At 70.1% G+C, this 20020-nt stretch carries 18 protein-coding genes and 1 tRNA gene; 6 read left to right on the top strand and 13 right to left on the bottom strand.

Annotation, left to right across the window (positions count from 1 at the left end; translation table 11 throughout):
* The first annotated feature begins 167 nt into the window (after positions 1-167).
* The 4 genes from PGH47_RS38560 (at position 168) to PGH47_RS38545 (ending at position 4010) form a co-directional block, all read left to right on the top strand.
* Entirely contained in the window at positions 168-1889 is a 1722-nt protein-coding gene (locus PGH47_RS38560; protein ID WP_271667311.1) for a SulP family inorganic anion transporter, read from the top strand.
* Positions 1890-2010: 121 nt separating this feature from the next.
* Complete coding sequence (locus PGH47_RS38555; protein WP_271667310.1) at positions 2011-2475, top strand: cyclic nucleotide-binding domain-containing protein; 465 nt, start codon at positions 2011-2013, stop codon at positions 2473-2475.
* Positions 2476-2507: 32 nt separating this feature from the next.
* Positions 2508-3185, top strand: a complete 678-nt coding sequence (locus PGH47_RS38550) for a CBS domain-containing protein (RefSeq protein WP_271667309.1) — start codon at positions 2508-2510, stop codon at positions 3183-3185.
* Between the two features lie 123 nt (positions 3186-3308).
* On the top strand, positions 3309-4010 hold the full coding sequence (locus PGH47_RS38545) for a response regulator (protein WP_271667308.1): 702 nt from the start codon (positions 3309-3311) through the stop codon (positions 4008-4010).
* 25 nt (positions 4011-4035) lie between these two features.
* Here the strand turns inward: PGH47_RS38545 and PGH47_RS38540 are convergent, their stop codons facing one another.
* From PGH47_RS38540 to PGH47_RS38485, 12 genes are all read right to left on the bottom strand, one after another.
* Positions 4036-5292, bottom strand: coding sequence for an MFS transporter (locus tag PGH47_RS38540; protein ID WP_271667307.1), 1257 nt, complete (start codon positions 5290-5292; stop codon positions 4036-4038).
* Positions 5289-6428 (bottom strand): PLP-dependent cysteine synthase family protein, encoded by a 1140-nt coding sequence (locus PGH47_RS38535; protein WP_271667306.1) that lies wholly within the window; start codon positions 6426-6428, stop codon positions 5289-5291. The genes PGH47_RS38540 and PGH47_RS38535 overlap by 4 nt, the downstream gene beginning before the upstream one ends.
* A 149-nt stretch (positions 6429-6577) precedes the next feature.
* Complete coding sequence (locus PGH47_RS38530) at positions 6578-7000, bottom strand: hypothetical protein (RefSeq protein WP_271667305.1); 423 nt, start codon at positions 6998-7000, stop codon at positions 6578-6580.
* Positions 7001-7235: 235 nt separating this feature from the next.
* Positions 7236-8756 (bottom strand): catalase, encoded by a 1521-nt coding sequence (locus PGH47_RS38525; RefSeq protein WP_271667304.1) that lies wholly within the window; start codon positions 8754-8756, stop codon positions 7236-7238.
* Positions 8757-8961: 205 nt separating this feature from the next.
* Positions 8962-9327, bottom strand: coding sequence for an iron chaperone (locus PGH47_RS38520; protein WP_271667303.1), 366 nt, complete (start codon positions 9325-9327; stop codon positions 8962-8964).
* A gap of 482 nt (positions 9328-9809) precedes the next feature.
* Positions 9810-10508 carry a hypothetical protein gene (locus PGH47_RS38515; RefSeq protein ID WP_271667302.1) on the bottom strand — a complete coding sequence of 233 codons (699 nt, stop codon included), beginning with the start codon at positions 10506-10508 and terminating at the stop codon, positions 9810-9812.
* 66 nt (positions 10509-10574) lie between these two features.
* Entirely contained in the window at positions 10575-12797 is a 2223-nt protein-coding gene (locus PGH47_RS38510) for a glycoside hydrolase domain-containing protein (protein ID WP_271667301.1), read from the bottom strand.
* A gap of 43 nt (positions 12798-12840) precedes the next feature.
* Positions 12841-13239 (bottom strand): hypothetical protein, encoded by a 399-nt coding sequence (locus PGH47_RS38505; RefSeq protein ID WP_271667300.1) that lies wholly within the window; start codon positions 13237-13239, stop codon positions 12841-12843.
* A gap of 171 nt (positions 13240-13410) precedes the next feature.
* Positions 13411-14454: an ArsR/SmtB family transcription factor gene (locus PGH47_RS38500; RefSeq protein WP_271667299.1), complete on the bottom strand. Its 1044-nt coding sequence runs from the start codon at positions 14452-14454 to the stop codon at positions 13411-13413.
* A 169-nt stretch (positions 14455-14623) separates the two neighbouring features.
* A tRNA-Met gene (locus PGH47_RS38495) sits at positions 14624-14697 on the bottom strand.
* Between the two features lie 107 nt (positions 14698-14804).
* Positions 14805-15338 carry a GNAT family N-acetyltransferase gene (locus PGH47_RS38490; protein ID WP_271667298.1) on the bottom strand — a complete coding sequence of 178 codons (534 nt, stop codon included), beginning with the start codon at positions 15336-15338 and terminating at the stop codon, positions 14805-14807.
* Between the two features lie 94 nt (positions 15339-15432).
* Positions 15433-16572 carry a PucR family transcriptional regulator gene (locus PGH47_RS38485; RefSeq protein ID WP_271667297.1) on the bottom strand — a complete coding sequence of 380 codons (1140 nt, stop codon included), beginning with the start codon at positions 16570-16572 and terminating at the stop codon, positions 15433-15435.
* Positions 16573-16658: 86 nt separating this feature from the next.
* On the opposite strand from PGH47_RS38485, the gene PGH47_RS38480 reads away from it, so the two are divergent.
* Together PGH47_RS38480 and PGH47_RS38475 are read left to right on the top strand one after the other, a co-directional pair.
* Positions 16659-17714 carry a ferredoxin reductase gene (locus PGH47_RS38480; protein ID WP_271667296.1) on the top strand — a complete coding sequence of 352 codons (1056 nt, stop codon included), beginning with the start codon at positions 16659-16661 and terminating at the stop codon, positions 17712-17714.
* Between the two features lie 7 nt (positions 17715-17721).
* Positions 17722-18840, top strand: a complete 1119-nt coding sequence (locus tag PGH47_RS38475) for a fatty acid desaturase family protein (protein WP_271667295.1) — start codon at positions 17722-17724, stop codon at positions 18838-18840.
* A gap of 119 nt (positions 18841-18959) precedes the next feature.
* On the opposite strand, the gene PGH47_RS38470 is transcribed toward PGH47_RS38475, so the two are convergent.
* On the bottom strand, positions 18960-19925 hold the full coding sequence (locus tag PGH47_RS38470) for a pirin family protein (protein ID WP_271667294.1): 966 nt from the start codon (positions 19923-19925) through the stop codon (positions 18960-18962).
* Between the last annotated feature and the right edge of the window lie 95 nt (positions 19926-20020).

Below are 20020 nucleotides of genomic sequence, written 5' to 3'. Positions count from 1 at the left end.
GTCCCTGCAAGGGGCCGACCGGCCCTGGCCGCTTCGGGATCCCGTGGGCTGAACGGAGGTGCCCGAACGGCCCGTTGGGGTGCATGCTCGGCCGGAATCGATTCATTCACCTGTCGCGGCCGCGGGCACGGCGGTGGATCCTGAGGCCCGACGGAGAAGGGTGGCCGATGGAGCAGGGCAAGCGCGGGCACGTTCCGCAGTGGCGCCACCTGGTGCCGGGAGTCGTCGCCCTCCTCGGCTACCGGCGCTCGTGGCTGCGCGGCGACGTCCTGGCCGGCGTCACCGTGGCGGCGTATCTCGTCCCCCAGGTGATGGCGTACGCGGGTGTGGCCGGGCTGCCGCCGGTCGCGGGACTGTGGGCGATCCTGCCCGCGCTCGCCCTGTACGCGGTGTTCGGGTCCTCGCGCCTGCTGTCGGTCGGCCCGGAGTCCACGACCGCGCTGATGACGGCCACGGTGGTCGCCCCGCTCGCCGCCGGCGACCCCGACCGGTACGCCACCCTGGCCGTCACCCTCGCGGTCACCGTCGGCCTGCTGTGCCTGGTCGCGCGGGCAGTGCGGCTCGGCTTCCTCGCGGATCTGCTCTCGCGCCCGGTGCTGATCGGCTACATGGCGGGCGTGGCGCTGATCATGATGGCGGACCAGCTGACCAAGCTGACCGGAGTCGAGACGACGGGGTCCAGGTTCTTCCCGCAGGTGTGGTCGTTCGCGGCCGGTGTGACGGAGGCGCACGGGGCCACCGTCGTGCTGTCGGCCGCCGCGCTCGTGCTGCTGTTCCTGATGGCGAAGTACGTCCGTGCCGTGCCCGGTCCGCTGCTCGCCGTGGTCCTCGGCACGCTCGCCGTGGTGCTCTTCGACCTCGACGAGCGGTACGACGTCAAAGTGATCGGCGACGTCCCCTCGGGTCTGCCCGGCCTCGCCCACCCGGACTGGACCGAGGTGCCTGGTCTGGTGCTGCCCGCCCTCGGCGTACTCCTGGTCGGGTACACGGACTTCATCCTGACCGCGCGGGCGTTCTCCGGCCGCGCCGACGACGCGGACGACGGCCCCGACCTCGACGCCAACCAGGAGTTCCTGGCGCTGGGCGCGGCCAACCTCGGTGCCGCCGCCCTGCACGGCTTCCCGGTCAGCAGCAGCGCGAGCCGGACGGCGCTCGCCTCCTCGTCCGGCGCCCGCAGTCAGCTGTACTCGCTGATCGCCGGGGTCGTGGTCCTCGCGGTCCTGCTGTTCCTCAGCCCGCTGCTCAGCCGGACGCCGTCGGCCGTCCTCGGCGCCCTCGTCGTGTACGCGGCGGTCCGCATGATCGACCTCGCGGGCTTCCGCCGCCTCGCGTCCTTCCGCCGCCGCGAACTCCTGCTCGCCCTCGGCTGCCTGGTCGGCGTACTCGCCCTGGACATCCTGTACGGCGTCCTCGTGGCGGTCGGCCTGTCGGTGGCCGAGCTGCTGACCCGGGTGGCCCGGCCGCACGACGCGGTCCTGGGTGTGGTGCCCGGCATCGCCGGCATGCACGACGTCGACGACTACCCGACCGCCCGCACGATCCCCGGGCTGCTGGTCTACCGCTACGACTCCCCGCTCTTCTTCGCCAACGCCGAGGACTTCCGCCGCCGCGCCCTGGCCGCCGTGGACGAGCAGACCGCGTCCGTCCGCTGGTTCGTCCTGAACGCCGAGGCCAACGTGGAGGTCGACATCACCGCGCTGGACGCCCTCGACGAACTGCGCCAGGAGCTCACGGACCGCGGCATCGTGTTCGCCCTCGCCCGTGTGAAGCAGGACCTCAGGGAGGAGCTCCAGGCGTACGGCCTCGCGGACTCCGTGGGGGCGGAGCGGATCTTTCCGACCCTGCCGACCGCCGTTGCCGCGTACCGGGAGTGGTCGGGCGAGCGGTAGGCGGCGCCGCGGTCGCGGGAGCCGGGTGGCCCGGCGCGAGGGGCCGGGTGGCCCATGGTCCGGCGTGGCCGGCGGGCGGACGCTGGCAGTGGAAGTCCCTGTATCCGTCGGGAGGCACGCCATGATCACCACACCCACGCCCAGCATGCTGCGCGCGCTGCCGGCCGAGCACCGGCACCGGCTCATGCACATGGCACGCGAGGTGTCCTTCCCGGAGGGGACGCGCCTGTTCGAGGAGGGCGACAGGGCGGACCGGTTCTGGATCATCCGCACCGGCACCGTCGAGCTCGACATGCGTGTGCCGGGCCGCCGGCCGGCGGTCATCGAGAGCCTTCGGCACAACGAACTCGTCGGCTGGTCCTGGCTGTTCACCCCGCACGTATGGCACCTGGGCGCCGAGGCGACGACCCCGGTACGGGCGTACGAGTTCGACGCGACGACCGTGCGCACGATGTGCCGGGAGGACCCTGCGCTCGGCAACGCCCTCGCCCGGTGGGTCGGCGAAGTGCTCGCACACCGGCTGCGCTCGGCCCGCACCCGGCTGCTGGACCTGTACGCCCCGTACGGCGCCGGCAGCCCCGTCTGACCGCCCACGAGGGCAAGTGAGGAGGAGCCGTCATGCTCGGCAACCCGCACATCGTCAGCGACGTCATGACGCACACGGTCGCCGCCGTCGGCCGCCGGGCCACGTTCGTGGAGATCGTGCGGCTGATGCAGGACTGGAAGGTCAGTGCCCTGCCCGTGCTGGAGGGCGAGGGCCGGGTGGTCGGCGTCGTCTCCGAGGCCGACCTGCTGCCCAAGGAGGAGTTCCGCGACAGCGACCCCGACCGGTACACCCAGCTGCGCCGCCTGTCCGACCTGGCGAAGGCCGGGGCGGTCGGCGCGGAGGAGCTGATGACCTCCCCCGCGCTCACCACCCACCCGGACGCGACGCTGGCCCAGGCCGCCCGGACCATGGCCCGCGCCAAGGTCAAGCGGCTGCCGGTGGTCAACGAGCTGGGCATGCTGGAGGGCATCGTCAGCCGGGCCGACCTGCTCAAGGTGTTCCTGCGAGAGGACGACGAGATCGCCGAGGAGGTGCGGCGCGAGGTCGTCGCCCACCTCTTCCCCATGTCGTCCGCTGCGATCCGGGTCGAGGTCCACGACGGCGTGGTGAACCTCGCCGGGCGGGTCCGGGACACGTCCCTGATCCCGGTCGCCGCCCGTCTGGTCCGTGCCGTCGAAGGCGTGGTGGACGTGGACTTCGCCCTGGAGTCCCCCATAGCGGCAGGTGAGAGCGCCGCCTGGGGCCGGTGAGGGAACGTCCCGGGCCGATCGGGACGCTTCTCGGGGTGCACCAGGGCCGGTCGGCCCTAGTGCGACCGGCCCCGGCGAGCGATGATCGTCATGAGAAGCCACACCGGGGAAGAAGGGGTCGTCATGACAGGGCCAGGCACCTTCACGGAGCAGAACCCGATCCGCGTGTTCCTGCTGGACGACCACGAGGTCGTACGTCGGGGCCTGACCGACCTGCTCGACGCCGAACCGGACATCTCCGTGGTCGGCGACGCGGACACCGTCGAGCACGCCCTGGTCCGCGGTCCGGCCCTGCGCCCGCACGTCGCGGTGCTCGACGTACGACTCCCGGACGGCGACGGCATCACGGTCTGCCGTGAGCTGCGCAGCCAGATGCCGGAGCTGGCCTGTCTGATGCTGACGTCGTTCGACGACGAGGACGCCCTGCTCGACGCCATCATGGCCGGCGCGTCGGGCTACGTCCTCAAGCAGATCAGGGGCTCCGACCTGGTCTCGGCGGTGCGCACCGTCGCCTCGGGCCAGTCCATGCTGGACCCCGCGACCACGGCCCGGCTGATGCGCTCGTTGCGGGCCGACCCCGCCGAGACCCCGTCCGTGCCCTCGGAGCTGGCGAGCCTGTCGCCGCGCGAGCGGGACATTCTCGCCCTGATCGGCGACGGCCTGACCAACCGCGAGATCGGCAAGAAGCTCTATCTCTCGGAGAAGACCGTCAAGAACCACATCTCGCGGCTGCTGGCCAAGCTGGGCGTCCAGCGCCGCGTCCAGGCCGCGGTCCTGGCCTCCCACCTGGAGCAGCCGGACACCGGGGACCGCCCCACGCGGTGAGCGCTCAGCGCGGGGCCCGCGCCGATCAGACGGGGGCGGGCTCGGGCCGGCGCCCGGCGGCGAGCCTGCCGGTGTGGGCGAGGGCGGTGACGGCGGCGGCGCAGGCGAGGCCGATGGCGGCCAGGGCGGTCCAGGTCAGCCAGAGGGCATGGTGCCGCTGGGCGAAGTCCCACAGTGCTCCGGTGACGAGGTTGCCCAGCGTGATGCCCAGGCCGGAGATGGTGTTGTAGAGGCCGTAGTGGGTGGCGACCAGTCGGTTGCCGGACAGGGCGACGATGGTGTCCATCTCGAACGGGTAGACCACGGCGGAGCCCACCGCGAGCAGGACCACCGCGACGACCAGTGCGGCCAGCGCCGCCGTCGAGGAGCCGCGCGGGACCAGCGCCAGCGGCAGGAAGGCCAGCCCCATCGCGGCCAGTCCCCGCGTCAGCGCCTGGTCGGATCGCCAGCGCTGTCCGGCCCATGCGGTCAGGTGCAACTGGCCGACGACGGCGACCGCGGCCGAGACGACGAACAGTCCGCTGGTGGCCGCGGTGGCGTTGGCGCCGAGGGCGTCGGCGGCCGCCAGCGGGAGTGCCAGGTAGACCTGGAAGGTCAGCACGTACGAGCCGATCATCGCGGCGGCGAAGAGCAGGAACGGCCGATTGGCGGCGACCGTTCGCCACTGCGAGAGCACTCCCTCCCGGCGGACCGTGCCCGGGGTATGACCGGGACGGGCGGGCAGGCGGCGCCACTGGAGCACGGTCAGCGCGGCGAAGACGGCCGCGGCGGTCGTGCACACGAGCCGGAAGTCGGCGGCGAGCAGCGCGAGTCCGACCAGCGGCCCCAGGAGCATGCCGGCCTGGTAGTGGACGTTGAACACGGCGAACGCGTCCACCCGCCGCTCGCCCGCCTCGGCGGCGAGATAGGCGCGGACCGCCGGGTTGAACAGGGCGCCGGCGAAGCCGGTGGCGGCGGACGCCACGATCAGGGCGCCGAGATTGTCGACCCAGCCGAGCAGCGCGAAGCCCACGGTACGCAGCAGGCAGCCCGCCATGATCGGGATCTTGTGGCCGAGGCGGTCGGCGAGGGTGCCGCCGATGAGGAACATGCCCTGCTGCGAGAAGTTGCGTACACCCAGCACCAGTCCCACGGCCCAGGCCGCCAGGCCGACTCCGTCGGACAGGTGGGCGGCGAGGTAGGGCATCAGCATGTAGAAGCCGAGGTTGATGGCGAACTGATTGGCCATCAGCAGCCGTACGGCGGGCGGGAAGGAGCGGGTCTGCCGCCACAGCGTCCTCATCGGGCGGCTCCCGTCAGCCCCGAGGGACGAGCCGTGGCGAGGGGGTCGGTCACCTGGGTGCAGCGGGTCCATCGGGTGACGGTCCGTTCGCCGGGGTGGGCGATCTCGTCCGGGTGGTCGGCCGGCGGATGCCCGAGGAGGCCGTGTTCACGGCAGTAGGGGTCGTCGAAGACGGTGCCGACGTAGCGCTGCGGGCCGTCCGGGAAGACGGCGACGATCCGTTCCTCCGGGAGCAGCACGCGGGCCAGCCAGCGGGCGACGAGCGCCACCGCCCCGACGCTCCAGCCGCCGGTGGCGTAGTGGTCGCGGGCCAGCCGCCGCGCGGCCCACACCGCCTCCGGCGCGGCGACCCAGTGGACCTCGTCGAAGAGGTCGTAGGCGACGTTGCGGGGGTAGATGCTGGAGCCCAGTCCCCGCATGATGCGGGGCGCGGCGGGCTGTCCGAAGATCGTCGAGCCCGTGGTGTCCACGCCGACCACCCGCAGGTCGGGGAAGAATCCCCGCAGGACGGAGGCGATCCCGGCGGAGTGACCGCCCGTGCCCACGGACACCACGAGGCTGTCGACGCGGCCGAGTTGGGCGACGATCTCGTGGGCGAGCGGGGCGTAGGCGGCGACGTTGTCCGGGTTGTTGTACTGGTCGGGGCACCAGGCGTCGGGCCGGCCGGCCAGGAGTTCCTCGACCCGTCGGCGGCGCGCCTCCTGCCAGCCGCCGGTGGGGTGGGGCGTGTCGACGAGTTCGACCTCGGCGCCGTAGGCGGTGAGCAGGCCGGTCATCAGCGGTTCCATGCCCGGGTCGGTGACGACGGTGACGGGGTGACCGAAGGTGGCGCCGGCGAGGGCCAGGCCGAGGCCGAGCGTGCCCGAGGTGGACTCCACGATCCGGGCACCGGGCAGCAGCAGGCCGCGTTCACGGGCCGCCCGGACCATGTACAGGGCGGTGCGGTCCTTGATGCCGCCGGGATTGTGGCCTTCGAGCTTCACCCAGAAGCCACGGCCGGCGGCGGTGAAGGGTTCCCCGATCCACAACACGGGGGTGTCGCCGACCAGTCCGGCGACGGTGTGCATCGGACGTTTGGCGTCGGCCAGGAGCTGGGCCGGGGAAAGGGGGACGGAGGTACGGCTGGGGTGGTTCATGACGTGCTTCTCCTGCGGCCGGTGCCATGAAAGGCCGTCGGCCGTGTGCTCGGGGAAGGGGCGGAGCTGATCGGCGGACCCAGGGGCCCGCGGGTGCTGATCGGCTGCCGTACGCCCGGATCAGGGATCGGGGTCGGCAGCGGGGCCGATCAGGTCCGCCACACGCCGAAGAGGGCCCGCGCGTGACCGGCCGACGGTCCGCCGGATGCCGGAGGCGCCGGACTGGGGCGCGAGGGAGGTGCGAGGACGACCGCGTGTCCGCCGGGCATGGCGTCATGAACCACGGGCAGCGCCAGCGTGACGTCACGCGGAGGCTGCACCGTCGGCTCGTCCCCGCCCCAGCAGTGCGCGCCGCCGTCGTGATACGGCGACGACTGCCCGGTACCGGCCCGCTGCTGGTCGTGCGGTGTCTGTCCGCAGGCGGCAGCGGCGACGAGCGGGGTGTCCGCGCGCGCCCCGCCCGCGAGGGTCGGGCCGTGGGCGCAGGCCAGCACATGCAGGAGCGCGGCCAGCAGCAGCACGAGCACCGCTCCGGTCCGTGGCGCGGAGCGGTGGTGTAGCGGAGCTGACACGGCCGACATGAGAACAAACCGTAATCAGTCGCGTACGCAAAGCTCACCGCACCGACGACGGCTCACCGCATCAGGTGACGCATGGCCCTGATTGGCCCTGTGCCCCGTCGCGAGCACACCGGACCGCAACCCGTGCAGCGCACCGGACGCCGAGGGAGGCGTTGCCGGTGGGGCGGAGCGGTCACATCGGGATCCGGCCTTCGAGAACGCTCCGCTCGTGCGACGGCGGAGCCCGTCACGCCTTGTGCTGCATGGAGCGCCTTGCGGGGTTGCCCTGTTCGGCGGCCTTGGGGTCCTTCTCGTCGGCCTTGGCCCGTACGCCGTCGGCGATGCGCTTGCCGATGGTCTCGTCGATGTTGGACCAGTACGCGAAGGCTCGCTCGAGGACCGGTTCGCTCACTCCGTTGAGGAGATGTCCGACGACGTTGTCGACCAGACGGTCCCGTGCGGCATCGTCCAGGACCTCGCGCACCATGGTGCCGGGCTGCCCCCAGTCGTCGTCCTGCGGGTGGGAGACGTAGGCGGCGCGGGTGATCTCGCCGTCGGCCGTCCAGCTGGGCGGGGACCCGTAACGCTCCGTGTCCGCGGCGGGACCGCCCTTGGAGTTCGGGGCGTACACCGGGTCGGTGGTGTTCCGATAGGCCATCGCCCCGTCCTTGGAGTACGTGTGGACGTCGACGACGGGGGCGTTCACCGGCAGCTGCTGGTAGTTGCCGCCGATGCGGTGGCGGTGGGCGTCCGCGTAGGAGAACAACCGGGCCAGCAGCATGCGGTCCGGGCTCGGTCCGATGCCGGGGACGAAGTTGTTGGGCTGGAAGGCCGCCTGCTCGATCTGGGCGTGGTTGTCGGTGGGGTTCCGGTCGAGCGTCATGCGACCGACCGGGATGAGCGGGTAGTCACCGTGCGGCCACACCTTGGTGAGGTCGAACGGGTTGAACCGGTAGCCCGCGGCCTCCTCGTACGGCATCACCTGCACGTACAGGGTCCAGCTCGGGTGATCGCCGTCCCGGATGTGCTCGAAGAGGTCCCGCGTGTGGTAGTCCGTGTCGGCCGCGGCCATCTGATCGGCCTCGTGCTGGGTGAAGTACTCGATGCCCTGATCGGTCTTGAAGTGGTACTTCACCCAGAACCGCTCGCCGGCGGCGTTGATCCACATGTAGGTGTGGGAGGTGTAGCCGTTCATGTGGCGCCAGGTCCGCGGGATGCCCCGGTCGCCCATCAGCCAGGTGACCTGGTGGGCGGATTCCGGGGAGAGGGTCCAGAAGTCCCACTGCATGTCGTGGTCGCGCAGGTTGTTGTCCGCGCGGCGCTTCTGGGACCGGATGAAGTGCTGGAACTTCATCGGGTCCTTCACGAAGAAGACCGGCGTGTTGTTGCCGACCATGTCGTAGTTGCCTTCGCTGGTGTAGAACTTCACCGCGAAGCCGCGCGGGTCACGCCAGGTGTCCGGGCTGCCACGCTCGCCGGCGACGGTCGAGAAGCGGATGACCAGGTCGGTGCGGGTGCCCGGCTGGAACAGGGCCGCCTTCGTGTAGGCACTGACATCGTGCGTGACCTCGAAGCGGCCGAACGCACCGCTTCCCTTTGCGTGCGGCTGGCGCTCGGGAATCCGTTCCCGGTTGAACTGCGCCATCTGCTCGATCAGGTAGGCGTCCTGGAGCAGAATCGGCCCCCCGGGGCCCACGGTGAGTGAGTGTTCGTCGCTCTCCACCGGCGCGCCGGAGTCGGTCGTGGTGGCGGGTCGGATCTCCGTCATGAGTCTGCCTTTCGTGGTGCGCCAGCAGTGACGTCGCGCTTCCTGGGGGGCACTGCCTCATGCCCACTGGTCGCGTGATCCTGAGCGGCGGGGATAAACACCCTCAGGGATCAAAAAACCATGCGCCTATCCGTACCGGTCAGCGGCGCTCCGGTCGGCCGAGCGTCAGCATCGCTGGGTCGTCCAGCCCGGGCGTCCTACGGTCTCAACACACCTCGCCGGGTCGGGCAGCAGTGGCTTTGAGGAGATCCCGCAACAGGTCGAAGTCGATGTTCTCAGCCTTACGGAATCGCAGGCAGCCCTTGCCCATGTCCTGCCCCGCCAGCCGTTCCTCGAATGCCTCGCGCACGTCACCGCGCATGAGATAGAACGAGATGTATTGCTTCTGGCTGGCAAACGCGATCTCGCAGGCACCGTCGCGCTCGTATGCGGGCATCCCGTAGGCCATGACTTCGTCGAAGCCCACCAGCTCGTCACGACACAGCTGCCGCATCTTGGCCAGCGCGTCCCTGCGGCCCTCGGGGGCCTCGGTCAGGTAACCGTCGACGTCGACTGCATTGCTCTGCACCATTCCGTGAGGTTATGCCGAATTCGAAGTCCCGATCAACGAGTCGAACACACTCCGTAAACGCCTCGGCATACGCGGAACCGCGACCTTCCGCCTCGCCGGACTCCACCTGGACCCGAATATCGCCATTGAGTCACTTGGTGACCGAGCGGCCTCCGGACGTCGGGGCGTCCGCACTGGTGACAGATCGGCGCGAGACGCGCGCAGCGCAGGGCGAAAATTACGAGGGCGCGGAACGACTGCACGCCACTCTGCTCGCCTTACACGAACTGCGCTCCACGGTGCCGTCGAGCGCACTGCTCCTGGCCGAGCAACAGGGACCTGGTCAACTGCCGGCAGCGAGTGTCCCGATGCCGGCGAGTCCATCGACGCCACCACCACCGGGATCAGGTGGCTGAACCGGCCTTCTGCGCACCGGTATCACGTGCATGAATCGCGCAAATCAGCGGAGACGCCGCACACAATCGGCGCCAACCTGTCGGCGGTCAGTCCGACTTCTGGCGGCGTTCCAGGGCCTCGGCCGCCCGGCGGCGTCCGTCGTCCGTGACGTCCACCGGGGTTCCGGGTCCCGCGCCGGGGTCGTCGGCCCAGCCGCGGAGCCTGGCCACCAGCATGGTCAGGCGCTCGTGGTCGGGTGGTACGTCGATGGAGAACAGGGCCTCGTAGGGGCGGTCGTCGTAACCGCCCCAGCGGACGACTCCGTCGCATTCCGCGAGGATGTCGCGGACCACGGCGAGCTGGACCGGGAAGAAGCCGCCGCGCGCGCCGGGCGGGTAGGAGCCGGGGCGGATCGCGACGGCCGTACCGGAGGCCTGGTTGCCCTCCGATCGGTCCAGTCGGACACGGGACGGGGCGCGCCAGCCGGTCAGGTCGCCGGTGCGCAGTTCGTCGATCTCGTAGTGGAAGCGGCGTACGACATGCGTCAGGACGGTCGCCGCGTCGCCGAGGCGGACGTCCAGGTCGCAGGGAGTGCCCGGGATCCTGCGGGTCCACACCGTGGAGACGTCGTTGGCCCTCTCCTCGATCTCCCAGCCGTTGGGCGATGTCGGCCGGCCGGGTGTGCCGTCGGGCCCGGAGTGTTCGGCGGCCGACGCCGCGGTGGGGAGGGCCAGTAGTGAGCCGCCGCCGGCCAGTGCGACCGTACCGAGGACCGCGGTGCGTCTGACGACGTCGCGTCTTGTCATGCCTGCCATGCCTGTCATGCCTGTCATGCCTGTCATGCCTGTGGTCACCTCGTGGTCCCTTTCACGTCACTGGTTCCGGGAGAGGCGGTAGTACTTCTCCAGCACCCGGTAGAGGCCGAGGAGTTGCCTGCCGTAATCGAGGGCGGGCCCGTTCGGCTCGCCGTCCACGATGAGCGGGCCGTTGTAGCGGGCCAGGAGCAGCTCCGAGGCGGAGTCGGAGGTCTCCAGACCCGGGCGCGGGTGGCCGATCTGGTGGGCGTTGAAGATGGTCAGGTACGCGGCCGTCTTCATGTTGTAGATCGGGTCCTCGTTCAGCTGGGTCCACACCGCGTCCAGATCCTGCCCCCTGTCCAGGATCTGGCCGTTGATGATGCCCTGCCGTACGCAGTGGTTCCTGGCCTCGATCGCCACCCAGGCGAAGATCTGTCCCCAGCCTGTGCTGCAGTCGTCGTCCAGTCCGGTCTTCACCGCCGTGTCCGCGGCGAAGTCCAGCGGGTTCAGCTTGCGCAGCTCCCACAGCACCGGGGTCTGGATCAGGGCCTTGCGGAGCCTGAGCTGGCGGGCGAGCGAGGTGAACAGCCAGTCGGCGGAGACGACCAGCTCGAACGCCTTGGTGTTGGAGATGCCGCCCAGGGTCGCCCAGTCCGTGTCGGTCCAGCCGTCGCCGCCGGTCTCCGGCACGCCGATGGACTCCAGGTACGAGCGCACCTCCCCGAGCATGGCGTCGCGGTACGCCGGGTTGAGGTCGACGTCCAGACCGGCGATGTCGGCGCCGGGGTCGAAGCTGTTCTGCCCGATGTCGCGGCCGGACGCGATGTTCTTGTCTATCTCGATGGCGCCCGCGCCGCTGCCCACCCAGACGGTGGCGATCTGGTCGAAGGCCCAGTCGCCGGGCATCGGGAAGCCCAGGTTGCCGGAGAACCCGCTGGACATGTCGGAGACGAAGCCGGCGTCGGTGTACCCGGCCTCGCGCACCCGGCGGCACACGTTGCGCGGGCCGTAGATGCCGACCCGGTAGCGGGAGTTCTCCAGCACCGCCCGGGAGATCCCCCTGAAGTGCGGGAGGATGTTGGACGTCACCTCGTGGTCGTAGGCGTCGTAGTCGACGGCGAAGTAGATCCGGGTGCCGTCCTTGAAGCCGTGGTACTTCGCCCAGTCGATGGCGTCGAGGCCGTCGCGGGTGCCCTGGTTGTAGGTGAAGTACGAGGCGCCGTCGCTGGACGTCTGGTAGATCGGGAAGCAGTGCATGCCGTTCGACGCGATGGTCTGGAGCTCGCCCGGCTTGATCATCTTGTCCCGGCCGCCGGGGACGTTGCACAGGTAGCGGCCGACGTAGACGTATCCGGCGCTGGTCAACGCCTGTGCGCGGGCCGCCGTGATGGTGGTGATGCAATCACAGGCGGCGCCTGGGCGGGACTGGTCGCCGTAGGAGATCAGCAGGGACGCCCAGGTGCGGTAGTCGCCGTCGCCGTTCACGGAGAGCCCGACGAAGTCCTGGAACTCGAAGACCGCGGAGGACAGCTCGGACGTGAACGTGCCGCTGAACGCTATGTGGGGCCGCTGGTTGAGGATCATGGCGGCGGTGAACAGGTTCACCCAGGTGCCCGTGGAGCCGACCGTGAGCGTGTGCTGCTTGAGGCCGGCCTGGGTCGCCGGACCGAAGGAGCCGGTCGCGACGCCGTCCGCCATGCCCAGCTCGTACTGGATGGCGAACAGCATCGACTTGGCGACATCGCGCGAGTGATGGCCGTCGCAGGGCATCACGAAGAAGTCCTGGCGGTGGATGTACCGCCCGTTGAGCCAGCGCTGGATCGCCCGGACGTCCTCGTCGCCGGGCCGGTCCCCGTACCGGACGACTACGTAGGGGTCCATGTTGAGCAGGCCCTTGAAGACCTTCGGGGTCAGGTCGGAGCCGGGGTAGACCCCGTCGACACCCATGTCCTGCTTGAGCCGGGTGATACCGGCCTGGACGGTCGCGTTGTAGACGCCGTCCAGGTCGCCGCCGTCGTAGCCCTTGCAGTACATCGCGGCCTGGATGATGCGGCAGAAGTCCGGCGTCGGAACCGTGTCGGCATTGAGCCGGGGGAACTTCTGGGTCAGCGTCCGCAGGGTGGTGGGGCCGAAGGAGTCCGCGACCGGGCTGACGCCCAGCTCCCACTGGAGCGCGCGGGTGAGCGCGTACATGGTGCTCCACCCGGTCCTGCCGTTCTCCTCGACGGTGACACCGATCTTGCCGCCGTAGGTCTGATTGACGAATCTCTGGGCGCGCAGGACGTATTCGTCTGCCATCTGGATGCGTTCCTTCGGTGGGGGCAGGTGCCTGGCGTGAGCTCTAGCAGAGCGGGAGGCCGGGGATACGGCCGTCGTTCACGCCGCCGCTGATGTAGACGACGGGCAGCCAGACCCGCTTGTTGCCGCTGTCGTCGTCGGTCTGCGCCCAGTAGTGGTTGTAGTAGCTGCCGTAGCGGTACTCGTGGCCCCACTGCTGGCAGTAGAAGTAGTTGGTGCCCGCGCGGAGGATTCCGGCCGGGACGCCGTTGCAACTGTCGGTCTGGTCGGTCGTGGTGCACCACCAGGTGGACGCCGTCTTCCAGACGTTGCAGTTGTACTTGCCGCCCCCGATGGACGTGCAGCCGGCGGCGGCCTGGGCGGTGCCGCCCAGGCCGGCCAGCGAGGCCGCGGCGATCATCGCGGCGGAGGACAGGACGGTGACGAGTCGGCGCAGGGCCATGGCGGTTTCCCCCTGATTGGTGTGGCCTCTGGCAGTGGTGTGGGCCTCGCCCGCGCGTCCGGCCGGACGCGCGGGCCGGCACGGGCGACGTGCCCGACGGCGTGGGGGGCGGTCAGGCCCCCATGCGTCTCTCACAGCTTGCGGGTTGGCACACCGGACGAGCCAAGGGTTTCAGCGGAGGCCAAAACTTCCAGGTGAGATCTCCGACGGCATGCGGTTGCCGGACAGCAGGGCCGCACCGAGCGGGGTCAGCGTGTGCAGCACCTGATTGCCGACGCGCTGGCTGCGGACCAGGTTGGCGGCGGCGAGGACGTGCACGTGCTGGCTGGCCGAGGCGGGTGAGATCCGTAGCCTGCGCGCGAGTTCGCCCGTGGTGGCCGTGCCGTGCAGAGCCGCCAGCGTACGTGCCCGGGTGCGGCCCAGGAGGGCGGACAGCGCCTGCGGCTTGGTGCCGGACGGGTCGGCCGAGGGCCGGACGGTGCTGTGGTCGACGGGGTAGACCAGCACCGGGCGCAGTTCGGGATCGGCCAGCGCGATGGGCGTGCGGCGGCAGAAGTACGACGGGATCAGCCGCAGCCCGCGGCCGCCGAGGCTCAGGTCGCGGTCGACGGGGTAGTCCACGTGCAGCACGGGCGGTTGCCACCGCACGAGCGGGCCGAGGGAACCGAGCAGCCCGTGCACTCCGGCGTCCCGCACGGTCCGGGCACGACGGGCGCGGTCTCCTTCGACGCGGGCCTCGGCCTCCGTCCACTCCGGGACGATCACGCTGTCGTGCACGGTACGGATGGCGCCGGTGAGGTCGGCCATCCGGTCGCGGTCGCCACCGGCGAGGTTCCTCATCCAGACGGGCGCGGAGCGGCGCCGGACCGGACCGCTGCCGGTGAGCTGCACCAGCTCGTCCCTGAGTCTCCGGGGCGGGGTGCCGCGGATCGCCTCCAGCCCGACGTCGAGGCCCTCCTCGGCCGCGGTGGGGGTGAGGAAGTCCGGGAAATAGCCGCGGGCCGGCAACAGCGCGCCGAGCATCCGCAGGGACCCGAGGGGCCCACCCTGCCCGACGACGCTCCTGGCGCGCCGCCGCCAGCCCTGCATGGCAGGCATCACCTGCACGGAATAGGCCAGTTGCTGGACGCCGAGCATCGTCTCCCACAGCGGGTCCAGTCTCGTCGCGACGGTGACTCTTGCCAGATCCTCGGCGGTGAAGTGGACACGTAACAAAGCGTGTTCCCCCTTGAAGCGCCTCGCGTGTCGGTGATGTGTGAGACTCCCGACAGCGCCCGAAAGGTTGTACGAAAACTGGACCGAAGCTGAAACCGGAGTGGGTAGCTCGTTCGGCCGGATGCAGACGCAGTGAAGGCCCGGTGTGCACCGGGCCTTCACGTGTGAGTAGCGGGGACAGGATTTGAACCTGCGACCTCTGGGTTATGAGCCCAGCGAGCTACCGAGCTGCTCCACCCCGCGTCGGTACGGTGAACTGTACGCCATTGTTCCGGCTGGGCCGAACCGAATTCGCCCGGAGGTGATGCAGCTCTCTGATCTGACCGTGGCTTCGTCCGAGAGCAGCCGGGTCATGCCTCGAACTCGGTGAGATCGATGCTGTGAACGCGCAGCGGATAGCCGTACACCGGGTGTGCCGTCACCTGTTCCGGCACCATGCCGAGCTTGCGGCTGATGTTCTCGGAGGCATTGTCACCGATCTGGTTGATGCTGATGACGCGGTCAAGGCCGCGGTCCTGGAGCGCGAACTCCAGCGTGGCCTGGGCTGCTTCGGACGCGTATCCCTGGCCCCAGAACTGTGAGCCGAGCCGCCAGCTGATCGCCACGGTGGGCAGTACCTCCGGCAGGAACTCAGGCACGGACAGCCCCGTGAAGCCGGCCAGTTCACCAGAAGCCAGCAGCTCGACGGCGAAGAGGCCGAAGCCCTCCTCGTCCCACTCCTCCTCCCACCGCTCGATGTCCTCGGCCGTGTGATCCAGATCGCGCACTGCGCCGTCGTCGATCCAGCGCATGACCTGCGGGTCCGAATTGATGTCCGCCATGGGCACGAGGTCGTCGTCATGCCAGCGGCGAAGGAGGAGTCGGGGGGTGCGGATCTCGCTCATAGCCCCCATCCTGCCGAAGGCAGGAGCCTCATCAGTAATCGGCGCCGTGCCGATGCCGCGGCAAGCCGCATCCCTCGTCCGGTCGAAGTACGTGTCAGCCGGCCCGAAGACCCACCGCCAGCGTCAGTTCAAGGACCCGGTGTGGCGATGCGAGATCCGGAAACAGCTCGCGCAGCTGCGACATCCGGTACCGGACCGTCTGGGGATGGACGAACAACGCCGCCGCCACCTCGTCCCGCCTGCCCTGGTGCAGCAGCCACTCCCGCAACGTCTCCTCCAGCCGCCGTGCGGTCGTGACGGGCAAGGTCCGCAGCGGTGCGAGGGCTCGGGCACGCAGGTCTGCGAACGCGTCCGCGTCGGCGCTCAGCAGCAGCTCGGGCAGGTGCTCCTCGGTGTCGCGTATGTCAGGGGAGAGGGAGCGCGCGCGTACGGCTCGTGCGTACGAGGCGGACGCGCGAGTCCACGGCCGGGCCGGACCTACCACGGCGGCGCGGCCGGTCAGCTGCCGCAAGAGATGTGATCGGTCGGCATCGGGGACGAGCAGCACACCGGTGGCGTCCGGCAGATCGTCGAGGACGAGGGTGCTCGGGTCGAGCGCGCGGTAGGCAGGCCGGGCCTGGGCGGCGGGCAGCAGGACCGCGGTCAGCGAACCCGGAGGATGCCACCCGGCCCGTTGAGCGGAGACCAGCAGCGCGTCCGGGCTCGCGCCGGCGAGGAGGTCGCGGGCAAGGTGTTCCAGGTGGCGCTCGTGGGCCCTGCCCCGGGCGGCCAGTTCGTCGGCGTGGCCCGCTGCGCTCGCGGCGGAGAGCTCGTCGATGTAGGCGAAGGTCAGCTCGGCGAACTTGGCGACCTCGGCGGCGGGCAGACCTGCGGATACGGCACCCTCTGCCAGGCATCGCCAGGCCACGCGGGCACCGACGCGGTAGGCGCTGAGCAGGGCGTCCATCGAACGGCCGTCGCGCACCTCGCCGCGGCCCAGCTCGTAGGCCGCGTCACCGCCGTCGGCGCCCGTGGCGTTCCCGCTCGCGAGGTCCAGGTAGTGCCCCAGAGCAGTGCGGACGGCTCGGCGGATGGTGCCACCCATGCGGCCCGAGAGGGCGTTGGCATAGGGAGGGACCTCGTCGATGATCGCCTGGACGACCTCGTCGGCGGTGGCCCTCAGCGCAGCCCGAACTGCTGTGACCGTCGTCTCATCCAAGGCCAGTTCGCTGGCCCTCCGGATCACATGGCTCACTTTTTATTCCCTGCGAACAATTCAGCCGATCAGATTTACGTCCTACGGTCAGGACTTTACGCCCTGAGGCGCAGCAAGCTGGAGCCATGACGAGTACAGCCCTCCGCAGCAGGGCCTGGAAACTGCTGGAGATGGTCACGACGCCACTGCTGCCGTCGGACTACCTCGACCTGGTCAGCCCGCTGCGCGCGGGCGCCGACCTGCGGGGGCGTATCGAGGCCGTGCACCCCGAGACGGGTGACGCCGCGACCATCGTGATCAGGCCCGGGCGGGGCTGGCGCGGTCACACAGCCGGTCAGTACGTGCGGATCGGGGTCGACGTCGACGGGGTGCGCCTGTGGCGTGCCTACTCGCTCACCTCGCCGACGAACCGGCAGGACGGCCGCGTCACGATCACCGTGAAGTCGATCCCGGAGGGCAAGGTCAGCAACCACCTGGTTCGCAGGGCGACACCGGGCACGCTGATCCACCTCGACCAGGCGACCGGTGACTTCGTACTGCCGCCCGCCAAGCCCGCCAAGGTGCTCTACCTCACGGCCGGCAGCGGCATCACGCCCGTGATGGGCATGCTGCGCGACACCGAGTTCGACGACGTCGTCATGGTCCACTGCGCGCCACAGCCGCAGGACGTGATCTTCCGCGACGAACTGCACGACCTGGTCGCGGACAAGAAGCTGCGACTCACCGAGGTGCACACCGACACGGACGGCATGCTCGACATCGCCCGTCTCGACGAACTCGTGCCCGACTGGGCCGAGCGCGAGACCTGGGCGTGCGGGCCCGCGGGCCTGCTCGACGCCGCCGAGGAGCACTGGAGCGAGCACGGCGTCCCAGAGCGCCTGCACACCGAACGCTTCCGCCCCAGCGTCGTCGTCGCGGGCGACGGCGGCGAGGTCACGTTCAGCGGCACCGGCAAGACCGTCGACGCGGACGGCGCCACGCCGCTGCTGGACGTCGGCGAAGAGGCCGGCGTGCTCATGCCCTCCGGGTGCCGCATGGGCATCTGCTTCGGCTGCACCTCGCCGCTCAAGGCGGGCGCCGTCCGCGACCTTCGCACCGGCGAGATCACCGAGGCCGAACCGGGCGTCCTCATCCAGACCTGCGTGTCCGCCGCCGCGGGCCCCTGCGACATCGAACGGTAGGAGCACCTTGACCGCCATCGACCCCACCGCCCACCTGACCGCGGAGCAGATCGAGGAGCTCGGCCGCGAGCTGGACGCGATCCGCGACGAAGTGATCGCCAGCCGTGGCGAGAAGGACGCCGCCTACATCCGCAAGGTCATCTCGGCGCAGCGCAAGCTCGAGCTGGTCAGCAGGGGCGTGCTGCTGTTCTCGTTCTTCCCGCCCGCGTGGCTGATCGGCACCGCGGGGCTGTCCGTGGCGAAGATCATGGACAACATGGAGATCGGTCACAACATCCTGCACGGCCAGTGGGACTGGATGCGGGACCCGAAGATCCACTCCACCACCTGGGAGTGGGATCACGTCTCGCCGTCCGACCAGTGGAAGCACTCCCACAACGAGCTGCACCACAAGTACACCAACGTGATCGGCAAGGACAACGACCTCGGCTACGGCATCATGCGCGTCGACGAGGACCAGAGGTGGCACCCGATCCACCTCGGCCAGCCGCTGTGGAACTTCATCAACGCCTGCTTCTTCGAGTACGGCATCGCCGCGTACGACCTGGAGCTCGGCAAGAACCTGCACAAGCGCCGCCGCAAGAACCCGGAGTTCCGCGCGCGGGCCAAGGCCGTGGGCCGCAAGATCCGCAAGCAGGTGCTCAAGGACTACGTGATCCACCCGCTGCTGTCGGGCCCGTCGTTCCTCACCACTCTCGCCGCCACGTTCACCGCGAACCTGGTCCGCAACATCTGGTCCCACTCGGTGATCATGTGCGGGCACTTCCCCGAGGGCGTGCAGGTCTTCGAGCGCCGGTCGATCAAGGGCGAGACGCGCGGCCAGTGGTACCTGCGCCAGATGATGGGCTCGGCGAACATCAGCGGCAGCAAGGCCATGCATTTCATGACCGGCAACCTCTCGCACCAGATCGAGCACCACCTGTTCCCGGACCTGCCGAGCAACCGGTACGCCGAGGTCGCGGTGAAGGTGCGCGCGCTGTTCGACAAGTACGAGCTGGAGTACGTCACGGGCCCGCTGCCCAAGCAGGTGTTCTCCGCGTGGCACAAGGTCTTCCGGCTCTCGCTGCCGAACAAGAAGCCCAAGGTCAAGACGCCGGACCGCGAGCAGGAGCTCGTCGCGGCCTGATTCCCGGTATCGGTCGGAGATACTTCGGCCGTACCGGCGGCGTCGCCGGGTCCTGCGCTGGGCCGGGGCAGGGGGCGAGCCACAGCGGCACCCCCCACCCATTCAGCCTTTTCCGCAGGTCAGCGAACCCTCCCCCGCGGCTTCAGCGGAACCGCCGGCAGAACGGGGGCCGGCAGCGGATCCCCGTCGTAGCCCTTCACCTCGCCGAAGCGGGAACCCCGCATCCAGTCCTCGCGGGCCTGCTCGATCTCCGCCTGGGTGCGCCCGATCCAGTTCCAGAACATGATCAGTTCCTCGTCGAACGGCTCGCCGCCGAGGAGCATCAGGTCGGCGTCCGACTCCGCGCGCAGCGGGAGTTCGGTGCGGCCGCAGCCGAGGTAGAGCATGGAGCCGGGCAGTACCGGCACGCCGTCCACGTGGGCCTCGCCGGACATGGACAGGACGGCGTACTCGAAGTCCGGTTCCAGCGGGAGGCGTACGTCGGCGCCGCGGGCCAGGGCCAGATCCGCGCCGACGATCGGGGTGTACGTCGTGCCGGGCGAGGTCGCCCCGTCGAGGCTGCCGAGGATCAGCGTGGCGTTCAGGCCCGGTGCAGTGACGGTCGGCAGTTCACCGTGGTGTTCGAAGTGTGGGTCGGTGTGCCGGTGGCTGTCCGGGAGGGCGACCCAGAGCTGTGCGCCGTGCAGGAGACGCGCGTGCGACTTCGGGCTCTCCTCGGAGTGGCTGATCGCCCGGCCGGAGGTCATCAGGCCCAGCTCGCGCGGGCGGATCGTCTGGAGGCTGCCCGTCGAGTCGCGGTGCAGCACCTCGCCCTCGTGCAGCCAGCTCACCGTCTGAAGGCCCATGTGAGGGTGCGGCGGCACCTGCATGCCTGGCTCTTCGGCGATGTCGTCGGGTCCGTAGTGATCGACGAAGCACCAGGCGCCGACCATGCGACGGCCCAGGTTGGGCAGCAGGCGACGGACTTCGGTGGATTCGCCGAGCTTGACGCGGCGAGGGCTGAGAAGTTCGCGTACGGGCTCCGCCACGACGAAGCCGCGGCCGCCGCAGACGGCGGGCACCGCTTCGCGATCAAGATTGCTCATGAGGCCCAACCTAGCCCTGCCGGGGCCGCCTCGTCAGTCCGTAACCCGGGGCTGGCTCGATGCGTTCGCGGAAATAGTAGCCATGGCTATAATAG

Source organism: Streptomyces sp. HUAS 31 (assembly GCF_028198125.1).
GTDB classification, from domain to species: domain Bacteria; phylum Actinomycetota; class Actinomycetes; order Streptomycetales; family Streptomycetaceae; genus Streptomyces; species Streptomyces chartreusis.
This window is presented reverse-complemented; position numbering and strand designations above follow the sequence as displayed.